This window comes from Streptomyces sp. NPDC039480 (assembly GCF_055597165.1).
Map to the genome: position 1 here is coordinate 9,026 of NZ_JBVITX010000018.1, position 19,527 is coordinate 28,552.

The window sequence follows — 19,527 nt, forward strand, 5'->3', positions numbered from 1 at the left end:
CCGTTTCCCGGGCCGGTGGTCCCCCGGCCCGGGTGAGTCGAGCCCGAGTCCCGGTCAGTCGAGTCCGAGTTCCTTGTCGATGAAGGACAGCACGTCAGCGGCGCTGGCCTCTTTGAGCTGGTCCGCGACGTCGGTCTTCTCACCGGTGCCGTCAGCGCCGGCGGAGCCGTCGGTGCCCTCGGTGAGGCGGGAGACCAGGGCGGTCAGCCGGGTGGTCAGGCCGGCGCGTTCGATCTGGTCGGCCGGCAGCGCGGTCGAGGCCGCTTCCAGGCGTGCCAGGTCGGCGAGCAGCCGGTCGAGGGTTCCCTCTTCCTGTCCGAAGAGTTCGCTGCGCAGATGGCGGGCTAGCGCGGCGGGCGAAGCGTGGTCGAAGACGACCGTCGCCGGGAGCGGGACGCCCGCGACCCTGCTGAGCTGGTTGCGGAACTCCACCGCCGTCACCGAGTCGAACCCGAGGTCCTTGAAGGCCCGCTCACTCTCGATACCGGTATCGCCGGCCCTGCTGGAGTTCCCACCGGCCCCACCGGTCCCGCCGGGGATACCGCCGGAGATACCGCCGGTCCCGCCGGTGTAGCCGAGTACGAGGGCGGCCTGCTCCTTCACCACTTCGACGAGTGCCGGTTCGCGCTCCTCCGGAGGCAGCGCGGCCAGCCGGGCGGCGAGGGCCGCCTGCCCGCCGTCGTCCGCTGCGGCGGAGCGCTCCGGCGGAGCGAGGGCGCCGACGGCTTCGGGGAGCGCGTCGAGCAGCGGGCGCCGCCTGGCGAGCGAGTAGGCGGCGGCGAACCTGTCCCAGTCGAAGTCGCCGATGACCAGGTAGGTTTCGCGATCGTCCAGGGCCTGGCCGAGCAGATCGAGCGCCGGCTCGGGGTCCAGGGCACGGACGCCGATCCGCCGCAGCTGCGCGTCGGCCTCCGCGTCGACCATGCCGCCCTGCCAGGGTCCCCAGGCGAGGGAGGTCGCCGCCTGGCCGCGTGCCCTGCGCCGGTGGGCGAGGGCGTCCAGGTAGGCGTTGGCACCGCCGTAGGCGCCCTGCCCCGCCGTACCCCACACGGCGGCGCCGGAGGAGAAGAGGACGAACGCCTCCAGCGGGGTCTCGGCGAGCAGTTCGTCCAGGTGGGAGGCGCCTTCAGTCTTGGACCTGCCGATCTCGGCGAACTCGCGGACGCTCATCTCGGGCAGTGGCATCGGTTCGTGCATGACGCCGGCCGCGTGGAAGACCGCGGTGAGCGGTTGGTCCTCCGGGATGGCGTCGAGGACGGCGGCGACGGCGTCCCGGTCGGCGACGTCACAGGCCGCGACGGTGACCTGGGTACCCAATTCGCGGAGTTCCGCAGCGAGTTCGGCGGCACCTGGGGCGTTCTCGCCCCGGCGGCTGGTCAGCACCAGGTGGTCGGCCCCTCGGTGGGCCACCCAGCGCGCCACGTGCGCGCCGAGCGCCCCGGTGCCGCCGGTCACCAGGACCGTCCCGTGCGGGCGCCAGAGCTCGTCGGGTGTGGCGTTCCGGCGGGGTGCGTGGACCATGCGGCGGGCGAGCAGCCCGGTGGCGGTGAGCGCCAGCTGGTCCTCGCCGTCGGTCCGGCCGAGGGCATGGGCGAGGCGGTCGGCGAGTGCGTCGTCGAGGGTTTCCGGTACGTCGACGAGCCCGCCCCAGGTGTCGGGGTGGTCGAGCGAGAGCACGGTGCCCAGGCCCCACAGCATGGCGGACGCCGGGTCGGGGGCTTCGGTGCCGACGGTGACGGCGCCGGAGGTCACACACCACAGGGGTGCCTTGATCCCGAGGGTGTCGACCGCCCCCACCAGGCCGACGGTCGCGGTCAGGCCGCGCGTGAGCGTCGGTTCGGCGGGGTCCGGCTCGGTGTCGAGGGCGAGCAGGGAGAGCACGCCGGTCGGCGTCGGCTCCCCGACGCGGTCGCGGAGCCGGGCGACGAACGAGTCACGCTCCTGGCCATCGGCCAACAGCAACTCGGCGCGCGCTCCGGCCCTTTCGAGCCCGTCGAGGACCGCCCGGACGCGCGGGGTTTCGCCGAGCGCGGCGGGCGCGACGACCAGCCAGCTGCCGCCGAGCCCGGCCGGGGCGGCCTCGGCGGCCTCCGCGTCTACGGGGTACCAGTCCACGCGGTAGCGCAGCCGGTCCAGGGCGGCCCGCGCGTGACTGCGCCGATGCCAGGTGGCGAGCGCGGGCAGCACCGTCTCCAGGCTGCCCGGCTCGACGCCCAGGTCGGCGGCGAGCGAGGTGGCGTCACCGCTCTCCACGGCCCGCCAGAAACCGTCGGCCGCCGGGTGCTCCGCGTCGCCGGGCGCCTGGTCGGCGGCGTCGATCCAGTACCGCTGGTGCTGGAAGGCGTAGGTGGGCAGGTCGATGGGTCGGTTGGGGGTGGTGGGGAAGGCCGCCTGCCACTGCACGGTCCGGCCCTGGGTGTGCAGAGCGCCGAGGGCGCGCAGGAGGTTGGCGGTCTCGTGGCCGTCCCGGCGCTGGGTCGGTACGGCGTCCTCGATCAGCGGGGTGAGTACGGGCTGGGGGCCCACCTCGACCGTCGTCACCACCCCCTCTGCACGGAGGGTGGTCACGGCGTCCGCGAAGCGGACCGTTCCGCGCACCTGGCCCGTCCAGTACGAGGGGTCAGTCATCGTGTCCGCCGCGACCAAGTCACCGGTCACAGTCGAGACCAGCGGAATCGTCGGAGCCTGGAAGCGGACCCGCGAAGCGACCGCACGGAACTCATCCAGCATCGGATCCATCAACGGCGAGTGGAAGGCATGGGATACCCGCAGCCGGTTCGTCTTCCCGTCGAACTTCGCCGCGACCTCCACCACCGCATCCTCGACACCCGAAATCACCACCGAACGGGCCGCGTTGACCGCCGCGATAGTGACGTCCTCGCGATCGCCAATCAGCTCCCGGACGGTCGCCTCATCGGTGGCCAGCGAGATCATCGCCCCGCCCTCGGGCAGCGCCTGCATCAACCGCGCCCGCGCACCCACCAACGTGACCGCGTCTTCGAGCGACAGCACCCCAGCCACATGCGCGGCGGCCAGCTCACCGATGGAATGCCCGGCCACATAGTCGGGCCGCAGCCCGAACGACTCCAACAGCCGGTACAGGGCCACCTCGAAGGCAAACACCGACGTCTGCGTATACAGCGTCTGGTCCAGCTGAGACGTGACTCCCTCTTCCGGCCAGATGACCTCCCGTAGCGGCAGATCAAACAGCCCCACAACCTCATCCCAAGCCGCCGCGAACACCGGGAAGGCGTCGTACAACTGCCGCCCCATGCCCGGGCGCTGGGATCCCTGACCGGAGAACACGAACGCCACCGCACCCGAAGCCGAACCCGTCGGCCGCCCGGCACCGTCCACCGCCACGGCCTCCAGCTCCCGCAGCAGCGTCTCCCGGTCGCCGCCGACGACCACCGCGCGGTGGTCGAAGGTGGCCCGGGTCGTGGCGAGGGCGTGGCCGACCTCGGCCGGGGCCAGTTCCGGTCGGCCGAGGAGATGCGAGGCCAGGCGGCCGGCCTGCGCCCGGAGCGCCTCAACCGACTTCGCGGACAGCACCCAGGGCACCTCCGTCAACTCGGCTGCTGGTGCAGCGTGTTCGTCCGGGCGGTCGGTCTCCGGTGCCTCCTCGACGATGACGTGCGCGTTGGTGCCGCTGAAGCCGAACGACGAGACGCCCGCCCGGCGCGGCCGCCCGTTGTTGCGCGACCACTCGCGCTCCTCCGTCAGCAACTCCACCGCGCCCGCCGACCAGTCCACGTGCGGTGACGGCTCGTCGACGTGCAGCGTGCGCGGCATGACACCGTGCCGCATCGCCATGACCATCTTGATGATGCCGCCCACACCGGCCGCCGCCTGCGCGTGCCCGATGTTCGACTTCAGCGAGCCCAGCCACAGCGGCTCGCCGTTCTCGGGGCGCTCCTGCCCGTACGTGGCGAGGAGGGCCTGCGCCTCGATCGGGTCGCCGAGCGTGGTGCCCGTTCCGTGGCCCTCGACCAGGTCGACCTCGGCGGGAGCGAGGCTCGCGTTGGCCAACGCGGCGCGGATGACGCGCTGTTGGGAGGGGCCGTTGGGGGCGGTCAGGCCGTTCGATGCGCCGTCCTGGTTGATGGCGGAGCCACGGATGACGGCCAGGACCTCATGGCCGTTGCGCCGGGCGTCCGACAGCCGCTCCAGGACCAGTACGCCGACACCCTCGGACCAGCCGGTGCCGTCCGCGGCGCCCGCGTAGGAACGGCAGCGGCCGTCGCGGGAGAGCCCACGCTGGCGGCTGAACTCGATGAAGCTGTCCGGCGTCGCCATCACCGTCACGCCGCCGGCCAGGGCGAGCGAGCACTCGCCGCCGCGCAGTGCCTGGGCGGCCAGGTGCAGGCTGACCAGGGACGACGAGCAGGCCGTGTCGACCGCCATCGCCGGGCCCTCCAGGCCGAGCGTGTACGAGATCCGGCCGGCGACGACGCTGCCGGAGCTGCGTCCTGTCAGGTAGTCGTGGTACATCAGGCCGGCGAACACGCCGGTCCGGCTGCCCTTCAGTGTGCTCGGTACGATTCCCGCCCGTTCCAGGGCCTCCCAGGCCACTTCGAGCAGCTGCCGCTGCTGCGGGTCCATCGTCAGCGCCTCACGCGGGCTGATTCCGAAGAAGACCGGGTCGAACTCGGCGGCCTCGTGAAGGAAGCCGCCCTCGCGGGTGTAGCTGGTGTCCGCGCGGGTCGACTCGGGGTCGTAGAGCCGCTCCACGCCCCAGCCGCGGTCGCGCGGGAACTCCGTGATGCCGTCCCGGCCTTCGGAGACCAGCCGCCACAGGTCCTCGGGGCTGCTCACCCCGCCCGGGAACCGGCAGGACATGCCGACCACCGCGATCGGGTCACCGGCGTCCGCACCGGCCGCGAGGGGCGCCACCGGGGCGGGCGCCGTCACCTCGGCGCCCCGGACCTCGCCGAGCAGGTACTCGGCGAGCGCGTGCGGGCTCGGGTGGTCGAAGACGACGGTGGTGGGCAGCGGAACCCCACTGACGATCTTGAGCCGGTTGCGCAGCTCGAGGGCGGTCAGCGAGTCGTAGCCCAGCTCCAGGAACGGGCGTTCCGGGTCGATCGGGTCGGCCGAGTCGTGGCCGAGGACCCAGGCGGTGTGGCTGCGCACCAGGTCGAGGGTGGTCTTGTGCGCCGCGTCCGGCGTCAGCCCGGCGAGCCGTTCGGCGAGTGAGGAGGTGCCGGATCCCGCGGCCGCGGTCCTTGGGCCGGTGTCGGCCTGGCCGCGGGTGGTGGGGCGCAGCAGTGGCGGCAGTTCCGTGCCGCCGCCGATCCAGGAGCCGCGCCTGCGGGTGTGCAGAATGGCGGAGTTGAGGATCAGCGGCGCGAGGAGCGGGTGCTCGGTGGTCAGCGCCTGGTCGAACAGGTCGAGTGCCTGGTCGTGGCCGAGGGCGGGCACGCCGAGCGACCGGATGCGGTTGAGGTCCACCTCGGTGAGCTGCGCGGTCAGGCCGACCGGCGGGTCCCAGGTGGCGTAGGCGAGCGAGGTGGCGGCCAGGCCCTGGGCCCTGCGGTGCTGGGCGAGCGCGTCGAGGAAGACGTTGGCTGCGGCGTAGTCACCCTGTCCCGCCGCGAGGATGAGGCCGCCGGAGGACGAGAAGAGGACGAACGCCGACAGGTCCAGGTGCCGGGTCAGCTCGTGCAGGTGCCAGGCCGCGTCCGCCTTGGGCCGCAGGATGCGGTCGAGCGATGCGGGCGTGAGGGTGGTGACCAGTCCGCCCTCGGCGATGCCGGCGGCGTGCACGACACCGGTGAGGGGGTGCTCGGCGGGGATGTCGGCCAGGACGGCGGCGAGGGCGTCGCGGTCGGCGACGTCGCAGGCGACGACGTCCACGTGGGCGTCGTGCTCGGTCAGCTCCCGGACGAGTTCGTCGACGCCCGGGGCGTCGGGTCCGCTACGGCTGGTGAGCAGCAGGCGGCGCACGCCGTGCCGGGTGACCAGGTGCTTGGCCACCAGGCCGCCGAGGCCGCCGGTGCCGCCGGTGATCAGGACGGTCCCGGTCGCGCTCCACGGCGTCGGCCGCCCGCCGGAGGCGGGGGGCTCGGGGGCGGTCGCGGTGAGCCTGGGCACCAGGACCCGGCCGGCGCGCAGCGCGATCTCGCCCTCGCCGCTGCCCAGGGCCTCGGCGAGCAGCGCGGGTTCGGGGGCGGTCAGCGCGTCGGCCGGGTCGGTGTCGAGCAGCCCGAAGCGTCCCGGGGTCTCCTCGGCACCGGCGCGCACCAGGCCCCACAGCGGGGCCAGGCGCAGGTCGGTCACGTCTTCGGGCGTGCCTGCCGCGTCCGGGCGGGCGCCCACGGCGCCGCTGGTGACCACGACGAGCCGGGAGCCGGTCAGGCAGTCGTGGGACAGCCACTCCTGGAGCTCGGCGAGCACGGGTGCGAGGGCGGCGCGCACGCCGTCGGGCACATCGCCGGTCCCGTCGCCAGGCGCGCCCTGTGCGCCGAGGGCGCGGGCGTCGAGCAGGACGTGTCGGGGCGCTTCGAGCCCGGCTTCGATGTCGGCGACGAGCGAGGCGACGTCCGGGTGGAGCGGTGTGCCGTCGGCGGGCACGAGTTGGGCATCGTCGCCGAGCACGGCCCAGGAGTCGATGGGTGTGGCGGGGCCGGACATCTGCTGCCAGGCGACCCGGTACAGCTCGGGGCGTTCCACGTCCGCGCCCAGCTGTTCGGGCGAGACGGGGCGGGCCACGATGTCGGCGATCTCGGCCACCGGCTCCCCCGCCGCGTCGGCGACGGAGACGGAACGGCCGTCCGGCGAGATCCGCACCCGAAGGACGGCGGCGCCGGCGGCGTGCAGCGCGACCCCGTTCCACGAGAACGGGATCCCGGGGCCGTCGTCGGCACCCTGCTCGTCCAGGATGCTGACGTGCAGCGCGGCGTCGAGCAGCGCGGGGTGCAGCCCGAACGAGGCGGCCTCACCGATGGCCTCGTCCGGCAGCGCGACCTCGGCGAACAGTTCGCCGTCGCGCCGCCAGGCCGCGCGCAGCCCGCGGAAGACGGGACCGTAACCGAAGCCCCGGTCGGCGAGCTGGTCGTAGAACCCGGTGACGTCCATGCGGGTGGCGCCCTGTGGGGGCCAGACCCGCAGATCGGTGGGGGCGGCGTTCGTGGACGGTGCGAGTACGCCGGTGACGTGCCGGACCCAGGGCTCGTCGGCGGCGGCGAAGTCGGCACGGGAGTGGATGACCACCGGCCGCCGGCCGGTGTCGTCCGGTCCGTCGACGACGACTTGCAGGGCGATGCCGCCCGCGTCCGGCACGACCAGCGGGGCCTCGATGGCCAGTTCCTCGACGACCGGGCAGCCGACGCGGGCGCCGGCGTGCAGGGCCAGTTCGACGAAGCCGGTGCCCGGCAGGATGGTGGTGTCCAGGACGGCGTGGTCGGCGAGCCACGGATGGGTGGCGAGCGACAGACGGCCGGTCAGCAGCAGGCCATCGGTCTCCGGCAGCGCCACGACGGCCCCGAGCATCGGATGGTCGGCGGGCCGCTGCCCGAGCCCGGTGGGGTCACCGGAGGGGGTGCTGCCGTCCAACCAGTAGCGCTTGTGCTGGAAGGCGTAGGTGGGCAGGTCGATGGGTCGGTTGGGGGTGGTGGGGAAGGCCGCCTGCCACTGCACGGTCCGGCCCTGGGTGTGCAGAGCGCCGAGGGCGCGCAGGAGGTTGGCGGTTTCGTGGCCGTCCCGGCGCTGGGTCGGTACGGCGTCGTCAATCAGGGGGGTGAGGACGGGCTGGGGGCCCACCTCGAGAAAGGTGCCGACACCTTGCCCATGGAGGGTGGTCACTGCGTCCGCGAAGCGGACGGTTCCGCGCACCTGGTCTGTCCAGTACGAGGGGGCAGTCATCGTGTCCGCCGCGACCAGGTCACCGGTGACGGTGGAGACCAGCGGAATCGTCGGAGCCTGGAAGCTGATCCGCGAGGCGATCTCACGGAACTCGTCGAGCATCGGGTCCATCAACGGCGAGTGGAAGGCGTGGGAGACCCGCAGTCGGTTCGTCTTCCCGTCGAACTTCGCCGCGACCTCCACCACCGCGTCCTCGACACCCGAAATCACCACTGAACGGGCTGCGTTGACCGCCGCGATAGTGACGTCCTCGCGGTCGCCGACCAGCTCACGTACGGTCGCCTCGTCGGCGGCGAGGGAGATCATCGCCCCACCCTCGGGCAGCGCCTGCATCAGCCGGGCTCGCGCACCCACCAGCGTTACGGCGTCTTCGAGCGACAGCACCCCAGCCACATGCGCGGCGGCCAGCTCACCGATGGAATGCCCGGCCACATAGTCGGGCCGCAGCCCGAACGACTCCAGCAGCCGGTACAGGGCCACCTCGAAGGCAAACACCGACGTCTGCGTATACAGCGTCTGGTCCAGCTGAGACGTGACTCCCTCTTCCGGCCAGATGACCTCCCGTAGCGGCACATCCAGCAGCCCCAGAACCTCATCCCAAGCCGCCGCGAACACCGGGAACGAGTCATACAACTCCCGCCCCATACCCGGGCGCTGCGACCCCTGACCGGAGAACACGAACGCCACCGCACCCGAAGCCGAACCCACCGGCCCAGCACCATCCGCCGCGACAGCCTCCAGCTCCCGCAGCAGCGTCTCCCGGTCCCCGCCGACCACCACAGCCCGGTGCTCAAACGACGCCCGCGCGGTCACCAACGCATGGCCGACCTCGACCGGGGACAGCTCAGGCCGCTCCCCTACGAAGGAAGCCAGCTGCCCGGCCTGCGCCCGCAGCGCCTCGGCCGAACGACCCGACACCACCCACGGCACAGCCGCCAACGAAACGTCGGGCTCCTCGACCTCCGGCGCCTCCGATGCCTCCGATGCCTCCTCCACGATCACATGCGCATTCGTCCCACTCAGCCCGAACGACGAGACACCCGCACGACGCGGCCGCCCCTGACGCGACCACTCCCGCGCCTCCGTCAGCAACTCCACCGCACCCGCCGACCAGTCGATGTGCGGGGAGGGCTCGTCGACGTGCAGGGTGCGCGGCATGACACCGTGCCGCATCGCCATGACCATCTTGATGATGCCGCCCACACCGGCGGCGGCCTGCGCGTGCCCGATGTTCGACTTCAGCGAGCCCAGCCACAACGGCTCACCGCCCTCCGGCCGCTCCTGCCCATACGTCGCGAGCAGCGCCTGCGCCTCGATCGGGTCGCCGAGCGTCGTTCCCGTCCCGTGGCCCTCGACCACATCCACGTCGGCCGCCGACAGGCGGGCGCTCTCCAACGCGGCGCGGATGACCCGCTGTTGAGCGGGGCCGTTGGGGGCGGTGAAGCCGCTGGAGGCGCCGTCCTGGTTGATGGCGGAGCCGCGGATGACGGCCAGGACCTGGTGGCCGTTGCGCTGGGCGTCCGACAGCTTCTCCAGTGCCAGTACGCCGACGCCCTCGGCCCAACCGGTGCCGTCGGCCGTTCCCGAGTACGCCTTGCAGCGGCCGTCCTTGGACAGGGCGCGCTGGCGGCTGTACTCGACGAACATGTTGGGCGTCGACATCACGGTGACGCCACCGGCGAGGGCGAGGGAGCACTCGTCGCGGCGCAGTGACTGGACCGCCAGGTGCAGGCTGACCAGGGAGGACGAGCAGGCCGTGTCGACGGAGAGCGCGGGGCCCTCCAGGCCGAAGAGGTAGGAGACGCGGCCGGAGACGATGCTGGAGACGCTGCCGGCGGCGAGGTAGCCCTCGATGTCGTCGGGGATGGCGGCGAGTGCGGCGCCGTAGTCGCAGTACATGACGCCGCCGAAGACGCCGGTGCGGGTGGAGCGGAGCTTGCGGGGGTCGAGGCCGGCGCGTTCCAGCGCCTCCCAGGAGGTTTCGAGCAGGAGGCGTTGCTGGGGGTCCATGGCGAGGGCCTCGCGGGGGCCGATGCCGAAGAAGCCGGCGTCGAAACCGGAGACGCCGTCGAGGAAGCCGCCCTCGGTGACGTAGCTGTGGCCGGTGCGGTCAGGGTCGGCGTCGTAGATGCCGTCGACGTCCCAGCCCCGGTCGGTGGGGAACGGGCCGACGCCGTCGACGCCGTCGGCGACCAGGCGCCACAGGTCCTCGGGGCTGCGTACGCCGCCGGGGTAGCGGCAGCTCATGCCGACGACGGCGATCGGCTCGTGGTCGCGTTCCTCGGCCTCGCGCAGGCTGCGTTTGGCCTCGCGGAGATCGGCCGTCGTCCGCTTCAGGTAGTCAAGGAGCTTCTGTTCGCTGGACTGATCCGGCCGGCTCGGCCGATTCTGCTGGCTCTGCTGCTTCGGCTGGCTCGACTGCTTCGGCTGATTCGACATCTCTCCGACCCCACCTGCTTTTCTACGTCAAGAGGCAAGAGGTGGGCGTCGCGTGGCCAGCGGAATTCACCGGCTATCGATTCAGCGGCACCCGGCCCTCGTGTTCTGTTTCCCGCTCTTCAGACCACTGGTGCATTCAGTGGGTGAACGCTTTTTCGGGTCAACCCCTGTTCTGGACGGCCCACCGGACGACGTCACAAACGCCCGCGATATCGCTCGCCTCGATCGTCGAACCGGTCGGCAGCGACAGGACGCGTTCGGACAGTGCCTCCGCGTGGGGAACGGGCAGCGGCCGGTATTTGTCCAGGTGTGAGCGGTAGGGCTCGACCTGGTGGCACGACGGGTAGAAGTAGCGGCGCGAGAGCACGTTGTGGTCCGCGAGGATTTCGTGGACCCGGTCCCGGTGGACTCCGGTGACGGCCTCGTCGATCTCGATGACGACGTACTGGTGGTTCGCGCGTTCGCCCGGTTCCTGGCGGCGCATGGTGACGCCGGGCAGGTCGCGCAGCGCTTCCTCGTAGGCCTGGTGGTTGCGCAGGTTGTGGGCCATCAGGGCGTCCAGGCTCTCCAGCGAGGTGATGCCCATGGCGGCACTGGGCTCGCTGAGCTTGGCGTTGATGCCGACCATGCCGACCTGGCCGTCGTCCTGGATGCCGAAGGTGCGCATGGCGCGGACCCGGGCGGCGATCTCGGGGTCGTCGGTGACGACGGCGCCGCCCTCGAAGCTGTTGATGAACTTCGTGGCGTGGAAGCTGAACACCTCGGCCGCGCCGAAGCCGCCGACAGGGCGGCCGCGGTAGGTGCTGCCGAAGCCGTGTGCGGCGTCGAAGAGCAGCGGCAGCCCGCGGTGTTCGGCGAGCGCGGTCAGCTCGTCGACGGGGCAGGGCCGGCCGAAGACGTGCACGCCGAGGATGCCGCCGGTCGCCGGGCCGATCAGCTTCTCGGCGTGCGTGGGGTCAATGTTGCCGGTCTCCTCGTCCACGTCGCAGAAGACCGGTGTGATGCCGATCCAGCTGAGCGCGTGCGGGGTGGCGGCCCAGGTGAACGCGGGGACGATGACCTCGGCGCCCGGTTCGATGCCGACGGCGCGCGCGGCGAGTTGAAGGCCGATGGTGGCGTTGCAGACGGCCACGGCGTGGGCGGTGCCGGACAGCGCGGCGACGCGCTCCTCCAACTCGTGGACGAGCGGACCGCTGCTGAGCCAGCGCCGGTCGAGCGCGGCGTCGATTCTCTCCCGCAGCCGGTCTCGGTCGCCTATATTCGGTCGCCCCACGTGCAACGGCTCGCGGAATGCAGGAAGTTTGGACACCGGGGCAGCGTAAAGAGCAGCGGCGTTACGGCTAACCCCTACCAGCGGCCGGCCGACCCCCTAACGTGCGGTGCGCGGCCGCGGCCGGGCCCCTAGCCGCCGCGTTCACCCCCTGTCTCGATCGGAAACTCCTCCCCCGGCCGGGGCAAGTGACGGAGCATCGAGTTCGATTGAGCGCCATTTTCCCTGCCACCGTCGAAATGCGGGCGGCGTCGCGTCCCGTATTTCAGGAGCCGTGCACGGCCAGAGAGGTTTTCCATGACGGAAGAGTTTCCTTCGACGTCGCGTGCGAGAGAGCCCTCGGGCCGGCCGGCTCACGCCGATGTCGTGGCGCGGATGGCCGAGTCGGCCCGGGCGGGCGAGGGGGTCGTCAGTACGGCGGAGTTCCGCGCCTGGTACGCGCGGCGCCGGCAGCTGGATGTCGCCGACGTGGCGAAGGTGTCGTTGGACGAGCTGGCCGGCTGGCACGTCGAGGCCGGCACGGGGAACATCGTGCACGACACGGGGCGGTTCTTCTCCGTGGAGGGGGTGGACGTCCAGCTGTCGGGCGAGCCGTGGCAGTCGTGGCGGCAGCCGATGCTCATCCAGCCGGAGATCGGGACGCTCGGCCTCGTCGTGAAGCGGTTCGGCGGCACCCCGCACTTCCTGATGCAGGCGAAGAACGAGCCGGGCAACCACAACGGCGTACAGCTGTCGCCGACGGTGCAGGCGACGCGGGGCAACCACATCCAGGCGCAGCAGGACCGGGCCGTGCCGTATGCGGAGTACTTCCAGGCGGCGTACCGGCACCGGCTGTGGACGGACGTCCTCCAGTCGGAACAGGGCTCGTGGTCCTACCGCAAGCGCAACCGCACCATGGTGGTGGAGGTCGAGGAGGACATCGAGCAGCTGGAGAACTTCTGCTGGCTCACCCTCGGCCAGATCCACCGGCTCCTGGCCGAGGACGATGTGATCAGCATGGGCTCCCGTGCGGTGCTCGGCTGTCTGCCGATCACCGGGGACGGCGCGGTCCGCCCGGGGCAGGAGCTGGGCGACGATCTGCGCTCCGCCCTGGTGCGGTCCTGTCAGGGCGGGTTCGGTGAGCTGCACGGCATGACGGAGATCCGCTGCTGGCTGAACGACCAGCGGGTGCTCACCGAGATGCGGACCCGGCAGGTTCCGTTGAACGAGGTGTCGGGCTGGGAGCGTTCGGAGGGCGTCGTCGAACACGAGGACCGGCGGTTCTTCCGGGTGGTGGGTGTGGATGTGCGCGGCGGCGGCCGGGAGGTGGCGCAGTGGACGCAGCCGATGATCGAGCCGTGCGGTCAGGGGCTGATCGCGTTCCTGGTCGCCAGGTTCGACGGGGTGCTGCACGCGCTGGTCAACGCGCGGCCGCAGCCCGGTCTGCTGGACAGGGTCGAGCTGGCGCCGACGGTGCAGTGCACTCCGTCGAACTATCTGCCGGGGCCTCGGCCGACGCATCTGCGGTATCTGGACGCGGTGCTCGACGCGCCGGCCGACCGGATCGTCTTCGACAGCGTCCAGTCCGAGGAGGGCGGGCGCTTCTACCACGCCCGCAACCGGTATCTGATCGTCGAACTCGACGACGGCGCGGGGGTGGTGGAGGACTCCCTCGGCGACGACGCGTTCCGGTGGATGACCCTGCGGCAGCTGTCCGCGCTGACGCGGCACAGCTACCACGTCAACGTCGAGTCACGCAGCCTGACGGCCTGCCTCTACAGCCTGTTCGGCACGACCGAGGAGCTCTACACGTGATGACCACAGCAGATACCGACATACGGCGCCTGGTGCGCGCCGGAGAATGCGGACCGGAGGCAGGGACATGGTGAGGCGGATTCTCGTCGCGGGTGGGGCCGGGTTCATCGGCTCGCACTATGTGCGCACGCTGCTGACCGGCGGCTATCCGGCGTGGGCCGGCGCCTCGGTGACGGTCCTGGACAAGCTGACGTACTCGGGCAACCTGGCGTCGCTCGCACCGGTGGAGGGCCGCTTCGACTTCGTGCGGGGCGACATCTGCGACACCGAGCTGCTCGCGCGGGTGGTGCCCGGCCACGACGTGGTGATCAACTTCGCGGCGGAGACACACGTGGACCGCTCCATCACGGGGCCCGACGTGTTCGCGCAGACCAATGTGCTGGGCACGCACCGCCTGGTGCGGGCCGCGTCCGACGCGCAGGTCGGGGTCTTCGTGCAGGTGTCGACGGACGAGGTGTACGGCTCGATCGCCGAGGGCGCGTGGACCGAGGACGCGCCGGTGTCGCCCAACTCGCCCTACTCGGCGGCGAAGGCGGGCGGCGACCACCTGGCGCTGGCGTACGCGCGGACCCATGGCATGGACGTACGGGTGACGCGCTGCGGCAACAACTACGGGCCCTACCAGTACCCGGAGAAGGTCATCCCGCTGTTCGTGACCCGTCTCCTGCAGGGGCGTACGGTCCCCCTGTACGGCGACGGCCTGAACGAGCGGGAGTGGATTCACGTGGACGACCACTGCCGGGGCATCCAGCTGGTGGCCGAGCGCGGGCGGGCCGGCGAGGTGCACCACATCTCGGGGTCGAAGCCGATGACCAATCTGGAGCTGACGCACCGGCTGCTGGGCGCCCTGGAGCTGGGCTCGGACCGGATCGAGTGGGTGGCGGACCGCAAGGGCCACGATCTGCGGTACGCCCTGGACGACAGCAAACTGCGGGCGATGGGGTTCCGGCCCGGCACCGACTTCGACGAGGGCCTGGCGGACACGGTCCGCTGGTATGTGGAGCATCCCGGCTGGTGGCAGCCGCTGCTGGCCGACGGCTGAGCGGACGCGGCACGCACGCCGCGGCGCACGGGAAAGGGCGCGGGTGGTGGACTCACAGTCCACCACCCGCGCCCTTCCCGCTGCGAGGCTGTCCGCGGGGGACGGTCAGCCGTCGAGCAGTTCGGTGGCGCGCGCCCGCAGGGCGGCGCGGTCGGTCTTGCGGTTGGCGTTCAGGGGCAGTTCCGGCAGGTGGGCGAAGCGGCGCGGGATCATGCGTTCCGGCAGGGCGCCGCGCAGGGCGCGCGCCAGCCTGGCCGCCGGCTGCGGTTGTCCGGTGTAGAAGCCGACCAGGGCCGTGTCGCCGTCGGGGGCGCGCACGGCGACGGTGACGGCCTCGGTGACGCCGGGGCAGGCGCGCAGTGCCTGGTCGATCTCGGCGGGTTCGATGCGCAGCCCCTGGACCTGCACCTGGGCGTCGAGGCGGTCGACGTAGACCAGGACGCCGTCGGCGACCTCGCGCACCCGGTCGCCGGTGCGGTACCAGGTGTGTCCGTCGTGGTCGACGAAGCGTCCCCGCCCGTCTGCCGGGTCGAGGTATCCGCCGGTCAACTGGGGGCCTGCGATGTGCAGTTCGCCTTCGGCGCCCGCGCCGGACACGGGCCGGCCCGCGGGGTCGAGGAGGCGGCGGCGGTGGCCCTCGTGGACCTCGCCGATGGGCACGATGCCGTGGACGGCGAGGGCGGGGGTTTCCTTGGCCGACCAGCGGTAGGCGCAGATGGTGATGGTCAGTTCGGTGGGTCCGTACAGGTTCTCCACGGTGGCGGCGGGTGCGGCGCGCTGCCAGTCCTCGGCGTCGGCGCAGCGCAGTGCCTCGCCGGCGAACAGGCTCCAGCGCAGTCCCGGGAGCGCGCCGGGGGTCAGGCCGCCCATGCGGCGCACCAGTGAGATGGCGCTGGGTGTGGAGAACCACACGGTCAGGCCGTGGCCGGCGGCGAAGGCGGGCAGGTCGCGGTAGGCGGTGCCGGGGATCAGCTGGAGGGTGCCGCCGGCGCCCCAGGCGCTGAACAGGTCGAACATGGCGCAGTCGAAGTTCAGGTCGAAGGTCTGGGAGAAGACGTCGTCGGGGGTGAAGTCGTAGCGTTTGTCGAGGAGTTCGAAGTAGTGGCGGGTGCCGGCGCGCGGGATGCGGACGCCTTTGGGGCGTCCGGTGGAGCCCGAGGTGAACAGCACGTAGTCGGTGCCTTCGGGGTCCGCGGGGCGCGGCGCCGTCAGGGCTGCGGCGGCCGGTGGCGGGCCGTCGTCGAGGACGAGCACGGGCAGGGCGGGGGTGCCGCCGGGGGCCTGGGCGAGCAGGGTGCGGCCGCGCGTGTCGGCGAGGACGGCCCGGACGCCGGCGGCCTCGATCATCGCGGTGGTGCGGGCGGCGGGGAAGTCCGGGTTGAGGGGGACGACGGTGGCGCCGGCGTAGAGCGCGGCGAGGATCCCCACGTACGCAGCGGGTCCTTTGCCGGCGAGGACTCCGACGGTGGCGGGGGGTGTCCCGTCGTGGGCCGGCGGCAGGGCGCCGGCCCAGGTCAGGGCCTGCTGGTGCAGTTCCTCGTAGGTGAGCGACCAGCCGGGTGAACGGACCGCGGCGCCCCGGGGGTTGAGGGCGAGGCCGCGCAGGAAGCGGTCGGCGAGGCCTGCGCTGTTGGGGGTGGCTGAGGCGGGTGACGTGTCGGGCGCGGGGTGCATCGGCATCACGGTGTCCTTCTCAGGTGCGGTCAGCCGCCTCGCGCGGGCGCAGGGCCGTGCGCGGGGTGAGCCGGACGACGTCGAAGTGGGCGGTGGTGCGGCGGACGCGGCCGAAGAGGTTGTCGTGGCCGGCGACGTGCACCGTGCCGACGCCGTGTCCGCGCAGGGTGTCGACGACCAGCGGCCAGCGCAGCGGGCGCACGATGCCGTCGAGCAGCAGGGTCCGTACGGCCTCGCCGGTGTGCAGCAGGGTGCCGTCGTGGTCGGAGACCACGGGGATGCGGGGCTGGGCGAAGGAGAGTTCGGCGAGGATTTCGTCCTCGGCGCGGCGGCGCAGTGGACCGAACGCGCCGGAGTGCAGGGGCGGGCGCATCGTGTAGAGGGAGAGGCCGCCGGCGCTCCTGATGCGTTCCTTGAACCAGTCCAGGGCGTGTTCGCGCACCGAGACCATGTGCATGTCGTCGTCGATGTAGCAGGCCATGTCGTGCCACCAGCCGCGCGCGTCCATGTCGGCGAGGATCTCCGTCAGCCGGTGCGAGGGGGTGCGGACGAACGACTGGGTGACGACGTCCTTGTGCTCGAGGGAGAAGTACTCGTCCTGGAGGCGGGCGAGGCGGGCGGTCATCCGCACGGTGTCCTCGTCGGAGAGGCAGCCCACGTAGGCGGCGGCGGCCTTGCCGCCGAAGCTGGGGCCTGCGCACAGGAGCGGGTCGAGACCGTGGCGGTCCTCGGCCCAGCGGGCCAGGGCGAGGCTGTTGACCAGGAACACGACCTGGGCGGCCTCGGAGTAGTCGCCTTCGGCCTCGCGGAAGCGGTCCACGACGCGGTAGCCGAGGACGTCGTCTGCGGTGGCGAGCAGCGCGCGGGCCTGCGGGTTGACCATCATGAACCTGCCGACGTCGTCGAAGGACATGGCCCCCATGCCGGGGAACACGACCGCCGCACCGGTTCGCTCTTCGCTCTCCATCGCTACCCCATCCTCCGCATCCGCAGGTTCTCGCGTGTGCCGGTTCACTATGGGTGGCGGCCGGGGCGGGGAATAACCCCTAACCGAGGCGGGGTGGCTAGGGGTTGGTCGGAGGATGCCCCCCTCTTACGGTGGGCCCGCACGTGAGCGAACCCCGGTGGGCGCTCCCCGAGACCCAAGACGGACGAGCGGGCCGGTCGAGCCGGTCCGTCCGCGCTGCGGACCTCCGTCGAACTGGAGACTGAGCCATGCGAGTCCTCATCACCACCCTGGCCCTCGATTCGCACTTCTTCAACGCCGTTCCGATCGCCTGGGCGCTGCGCGCGGCGGGCCACGAGGTGCGGGTGGCCAGCCAGCCCGACCTCACGGAATCGATCACGCGCGCCGGCCTCACCGCCGTTCCGGTGGGCCCCGATCTGAAGCTGATGGAGCAGAACCGCAAGGCGGACGGCGGCGACCAGCCGGGCTACGGCTTCGGCTGCAACATCGCCGAGACCGATCCCGCGAAGCTGACCTGGGAGTACGTACGCGACACCCTGACGACGTACACGCAGATAGCGGAGTTGGCGGCCGACCAGCAGACTCTGGAGGACCTGGCGCGGCTCTGCGACAGCTGGCGTCCCGACCTGGTGATCTGGGACGCCATGACGTACACGGGCCCGGTCGCGGCGCGGGCCTGCGGTGCGGCGCACGCGCGGCTGGTGTTCGGCACCGACCACTGGGCGCGGATGCGGTCGCTGTTCCTCAAGCTCAGCGCGGAGCAGGCGCCGCAGGATCGCCGGGACGGTCTGGGTGACTGGCTGCGCGCCCGCCTCCAGGGGCTGGGGCTCGACCCGGCGCAGGCGTTCGGCGAGGACCTGGTCTACGGCCAGCGCACCATCGACCCGATGCCGGAGTTCCTGCGCGTCCCCGGCGAGCCGGAGACCCGCATCCCGGTGCGGCCCGTCGCCTACAACGGTCCTTCGGTGGTGCCGGACTGGGTGCACGAGACGCCGAAGCGGCCCCGGGTCTTCCTCACGCTCGGGCTGACCCTGCCCGAGGCCAACCACCAGGGCTTCCCCGTCGCCGATCTGCTGAAGGCGGCCGCCGACCTGGACGTGGAGCTGATCACCACGGTCGGTGCGGGCGGCACTTCGCTGCCGGGCCTGGAGAGCCTGCCGGAGAACGTGCGCCTGGTGGACTTCGTACCGCTCAACGAGGTGCTGCCCAGCTGCTCGGCGATCATCCACCACGGCGGCGGGGGCACGCTGCAGAACTCGCTGCGCCACGGCACCCCGCAGATCATCGTTCCCGGCTGGCTGTGGGACGAGAAGGCCACGGCCATGGCGGTCGCGGGCGAGGGCGCGGGGCTGTGCGTCGACCCGGAGGAGTTCACCGCCGACTCGCTGCGCGAGAGCCTGGGCCGGGTGCTGGACGAGCCGGGGTTCGCCAAGGAGGCGGGCCGGCTGCGGGAGGAGCTGCTGGCGCGGCCGGCGCCGAGCGACATTGTCGCGGAGCTCGAGGCGCTGGCCGCCGAAGGCGGTCTTTCGTCATGAGGGGCATCATTCTCGCGGGTGGCCACGGCACCCGCCTTCATCCGCTGACGCTCTCGGTCTCCAAGCAGCTGCTGCCGGTCAACGACAAGCCGCTGATCTACTATCCGCTGTCGGTACTGATGCTGGCCGGCATCCGCGACATCACGGTGATCTCCACGCCCACGGACCTGCCGCAGCTGCAGCGGCTGCTCGGTGACGGGGACCAGCTCGGCCTGCGCATCGACTTCGTGAGCCAGAGCCACCCCGGCGGGCTGGCCGAGGCGTTCATCCTGGCGTCGGAGCAGATCGGCGACGGGCCCGTCGCGCTGGTGCTCGGGGACAACGTCTTCCACGGCCACAACTTCTACGACATCCTCCAGACCCACGCGCGCGACGACATCGACGGCTGTGTGCTGTTCGGCTATCCGGTGGAGGACCCGCGCCGGTACGGCGTGGGCGAGACCGACGGTGCGGGCCGGCTGGTGTCGCTGGAGGAGAAGCCGGCGAACCCGAGGTCCAACCGGGCCATCGTCGGCCTGTACTTCTACGACAACGACGTCGTCGACATCGCGAAGAACCTGCGGCCCTCGCCGCGCGGCGAGTTGGAGATCACCGACGTCAACCTGGAGTACGTACGCAGGGGCAAGGCGCGCCTGGTCGACCTCGGCCGCGGCTTCGCCTGGCTGGACGCCGGCACCCCGGCGTCGTTGCTCGCGGCGGGGCAGTACGTGCAGACCCTCGAGGAGCGGCAGGGGGTGCGGATCGCGTGTGTGGAGGAGGTGGCACTGCGGATGGGCTTCATCGACTCCGACAGCTGCTACCGGCTCGGCGCCCAGCAGGCGTCCTCGGCGTACGGGGCGTATGTGCGCACGATCGCCGAGGAGTTGGCGGACGTTCCGGTGGCGGCCCGCTGACGCCGTCGAGCGCCGTGCGACGGCCGGTGACCTCGAGGGGTCACCGGCCG

8 protein-coding genes are annotated in these 19,527 nt (G+C 72.0%); 4 read left to right on the forward strand and 4 right to left on the reverse strand.

Going from position 1 to position 19,527, the window contains the following annotated elements; all coding sequences use genetic code 11:
- Positions 1-54: 54 nt before the first annotated feature.
- Positions 55-10,302 (reverse strand): type I polyketide synthase, encoded by a 10,248-nt coding sequence (locus ACZ56E_RS38000; RefSeq protein WP_471221554.1) that lies wholly within the window; start codon positions 10,300-10,302, stop codon positions 55-57.
- A gap of 160 nt (positions 10,303-10,462) precedes the next feature.
- Positions 10,463-11,611: a DegT/DnrJ/EryC1/StrS family aminotransferase gene (locus tag ACZ56E_RS38005; protein ID WP_471221555.1), complete on the reverse strand. Its 1,149-nt coding sequence runs from the start codon at positions 11,609-11,611 to the stop codon at positions 10,463-10,465.
- A gap of 336 nt (positions 11,612-11,947) precedes the next feature.
- Here ACZ56E_RS38005 and ACZ56E_RS38010 point away from each other — a divergent pair, with 336 nt between their 5' ends.
- Positions 11,948-13,366 carry an NDP-hexose 2,3-dehydratase family protein gene (locus ACZ56E_RS38010; protein ID WP_471221557.1) on the forward strand — a complete coding sequence of 473 codons (1,419 nt, stop codon included), beginning with the start codon at positions 11,948-11,950 and terminating at the stop codon, positions 13,364-13,366.
- Between the two features lie 67 nt (positions 13,367-13,433).
- Complete coding sequence (gene rfbB, locus ACZ56E_RS38015; protein ID WP_471221558.1) at positions 13,434-14,408, forward strand: dTDP-glucose 4,6-dehydratase; 975 nt, start codon at positions 13,434-13,436, stop codon at positions 14,406-14,408.
- 105 nt (positions 14,409-14,513) lie between these two features.
- Here rfbB and ACZ56E_RS38020 read toward each other — a convergent pair whose 3' ends face one another.
- Positions 14,514-16,088, reverse strand: a complete 1,575-nt coding sequence (locus tag ACZ56E_RS38020) for an AMP-binding protein (protein ID WP_471221560.1) — start codon at positions 16,086-16,088, stop codon at positions 14,514-14,516.
- 13 nt (positions 16,089-16,101) lie between these two features.
- Entirely contained in the window at positions 16,102-17,049 is a 948-nt protein-coding gene (locus tag ACZ56E_RS38025) for an ACP S-malonyltransferase (protein WP_471221562.1), read from the reverse strand.
- 248 nt (positions 17,050-17,297) lie between these two features.
- Here ACZ56E_RS38025 and ACZ56E_RS38030 point away from each other — a divergent pair, with 248 nt between their 5' ends.
- Both ACZ56E_RS38030 and rfbA read left to right on the forward strand, forming a co-directional pair.
- Positions 17,298-18,584, forward strand: a complete 1,287-nt coding sequence (locus ACZ56E_RS38030; protein WP_471221564.1) for an activator-dependent family glycosyltransferase — start codon at positions 17,298-17,300, stop codon at positions 18,582-18,584.
- The gene (rfbA, locus tag ACZ56E_RS38035) at positions 18,581-19,477 is read left to right on the forward strand and encodes a glucose-1-phosphate thymidylyltransferase RfbA (RefSeq protein WP_471221566.1); all 897 of its coding nucleotides are present in this window, start codon (positions 18,581-18,583) and stop codon (positions 19,475-19,477) included. Before ACZ56E_RS38030 ends, rfbA begins: the two co-directional genes overlap by 4 nt.
- Positions 19,478-19,527 lie beyond the last annotated feature (50 nt).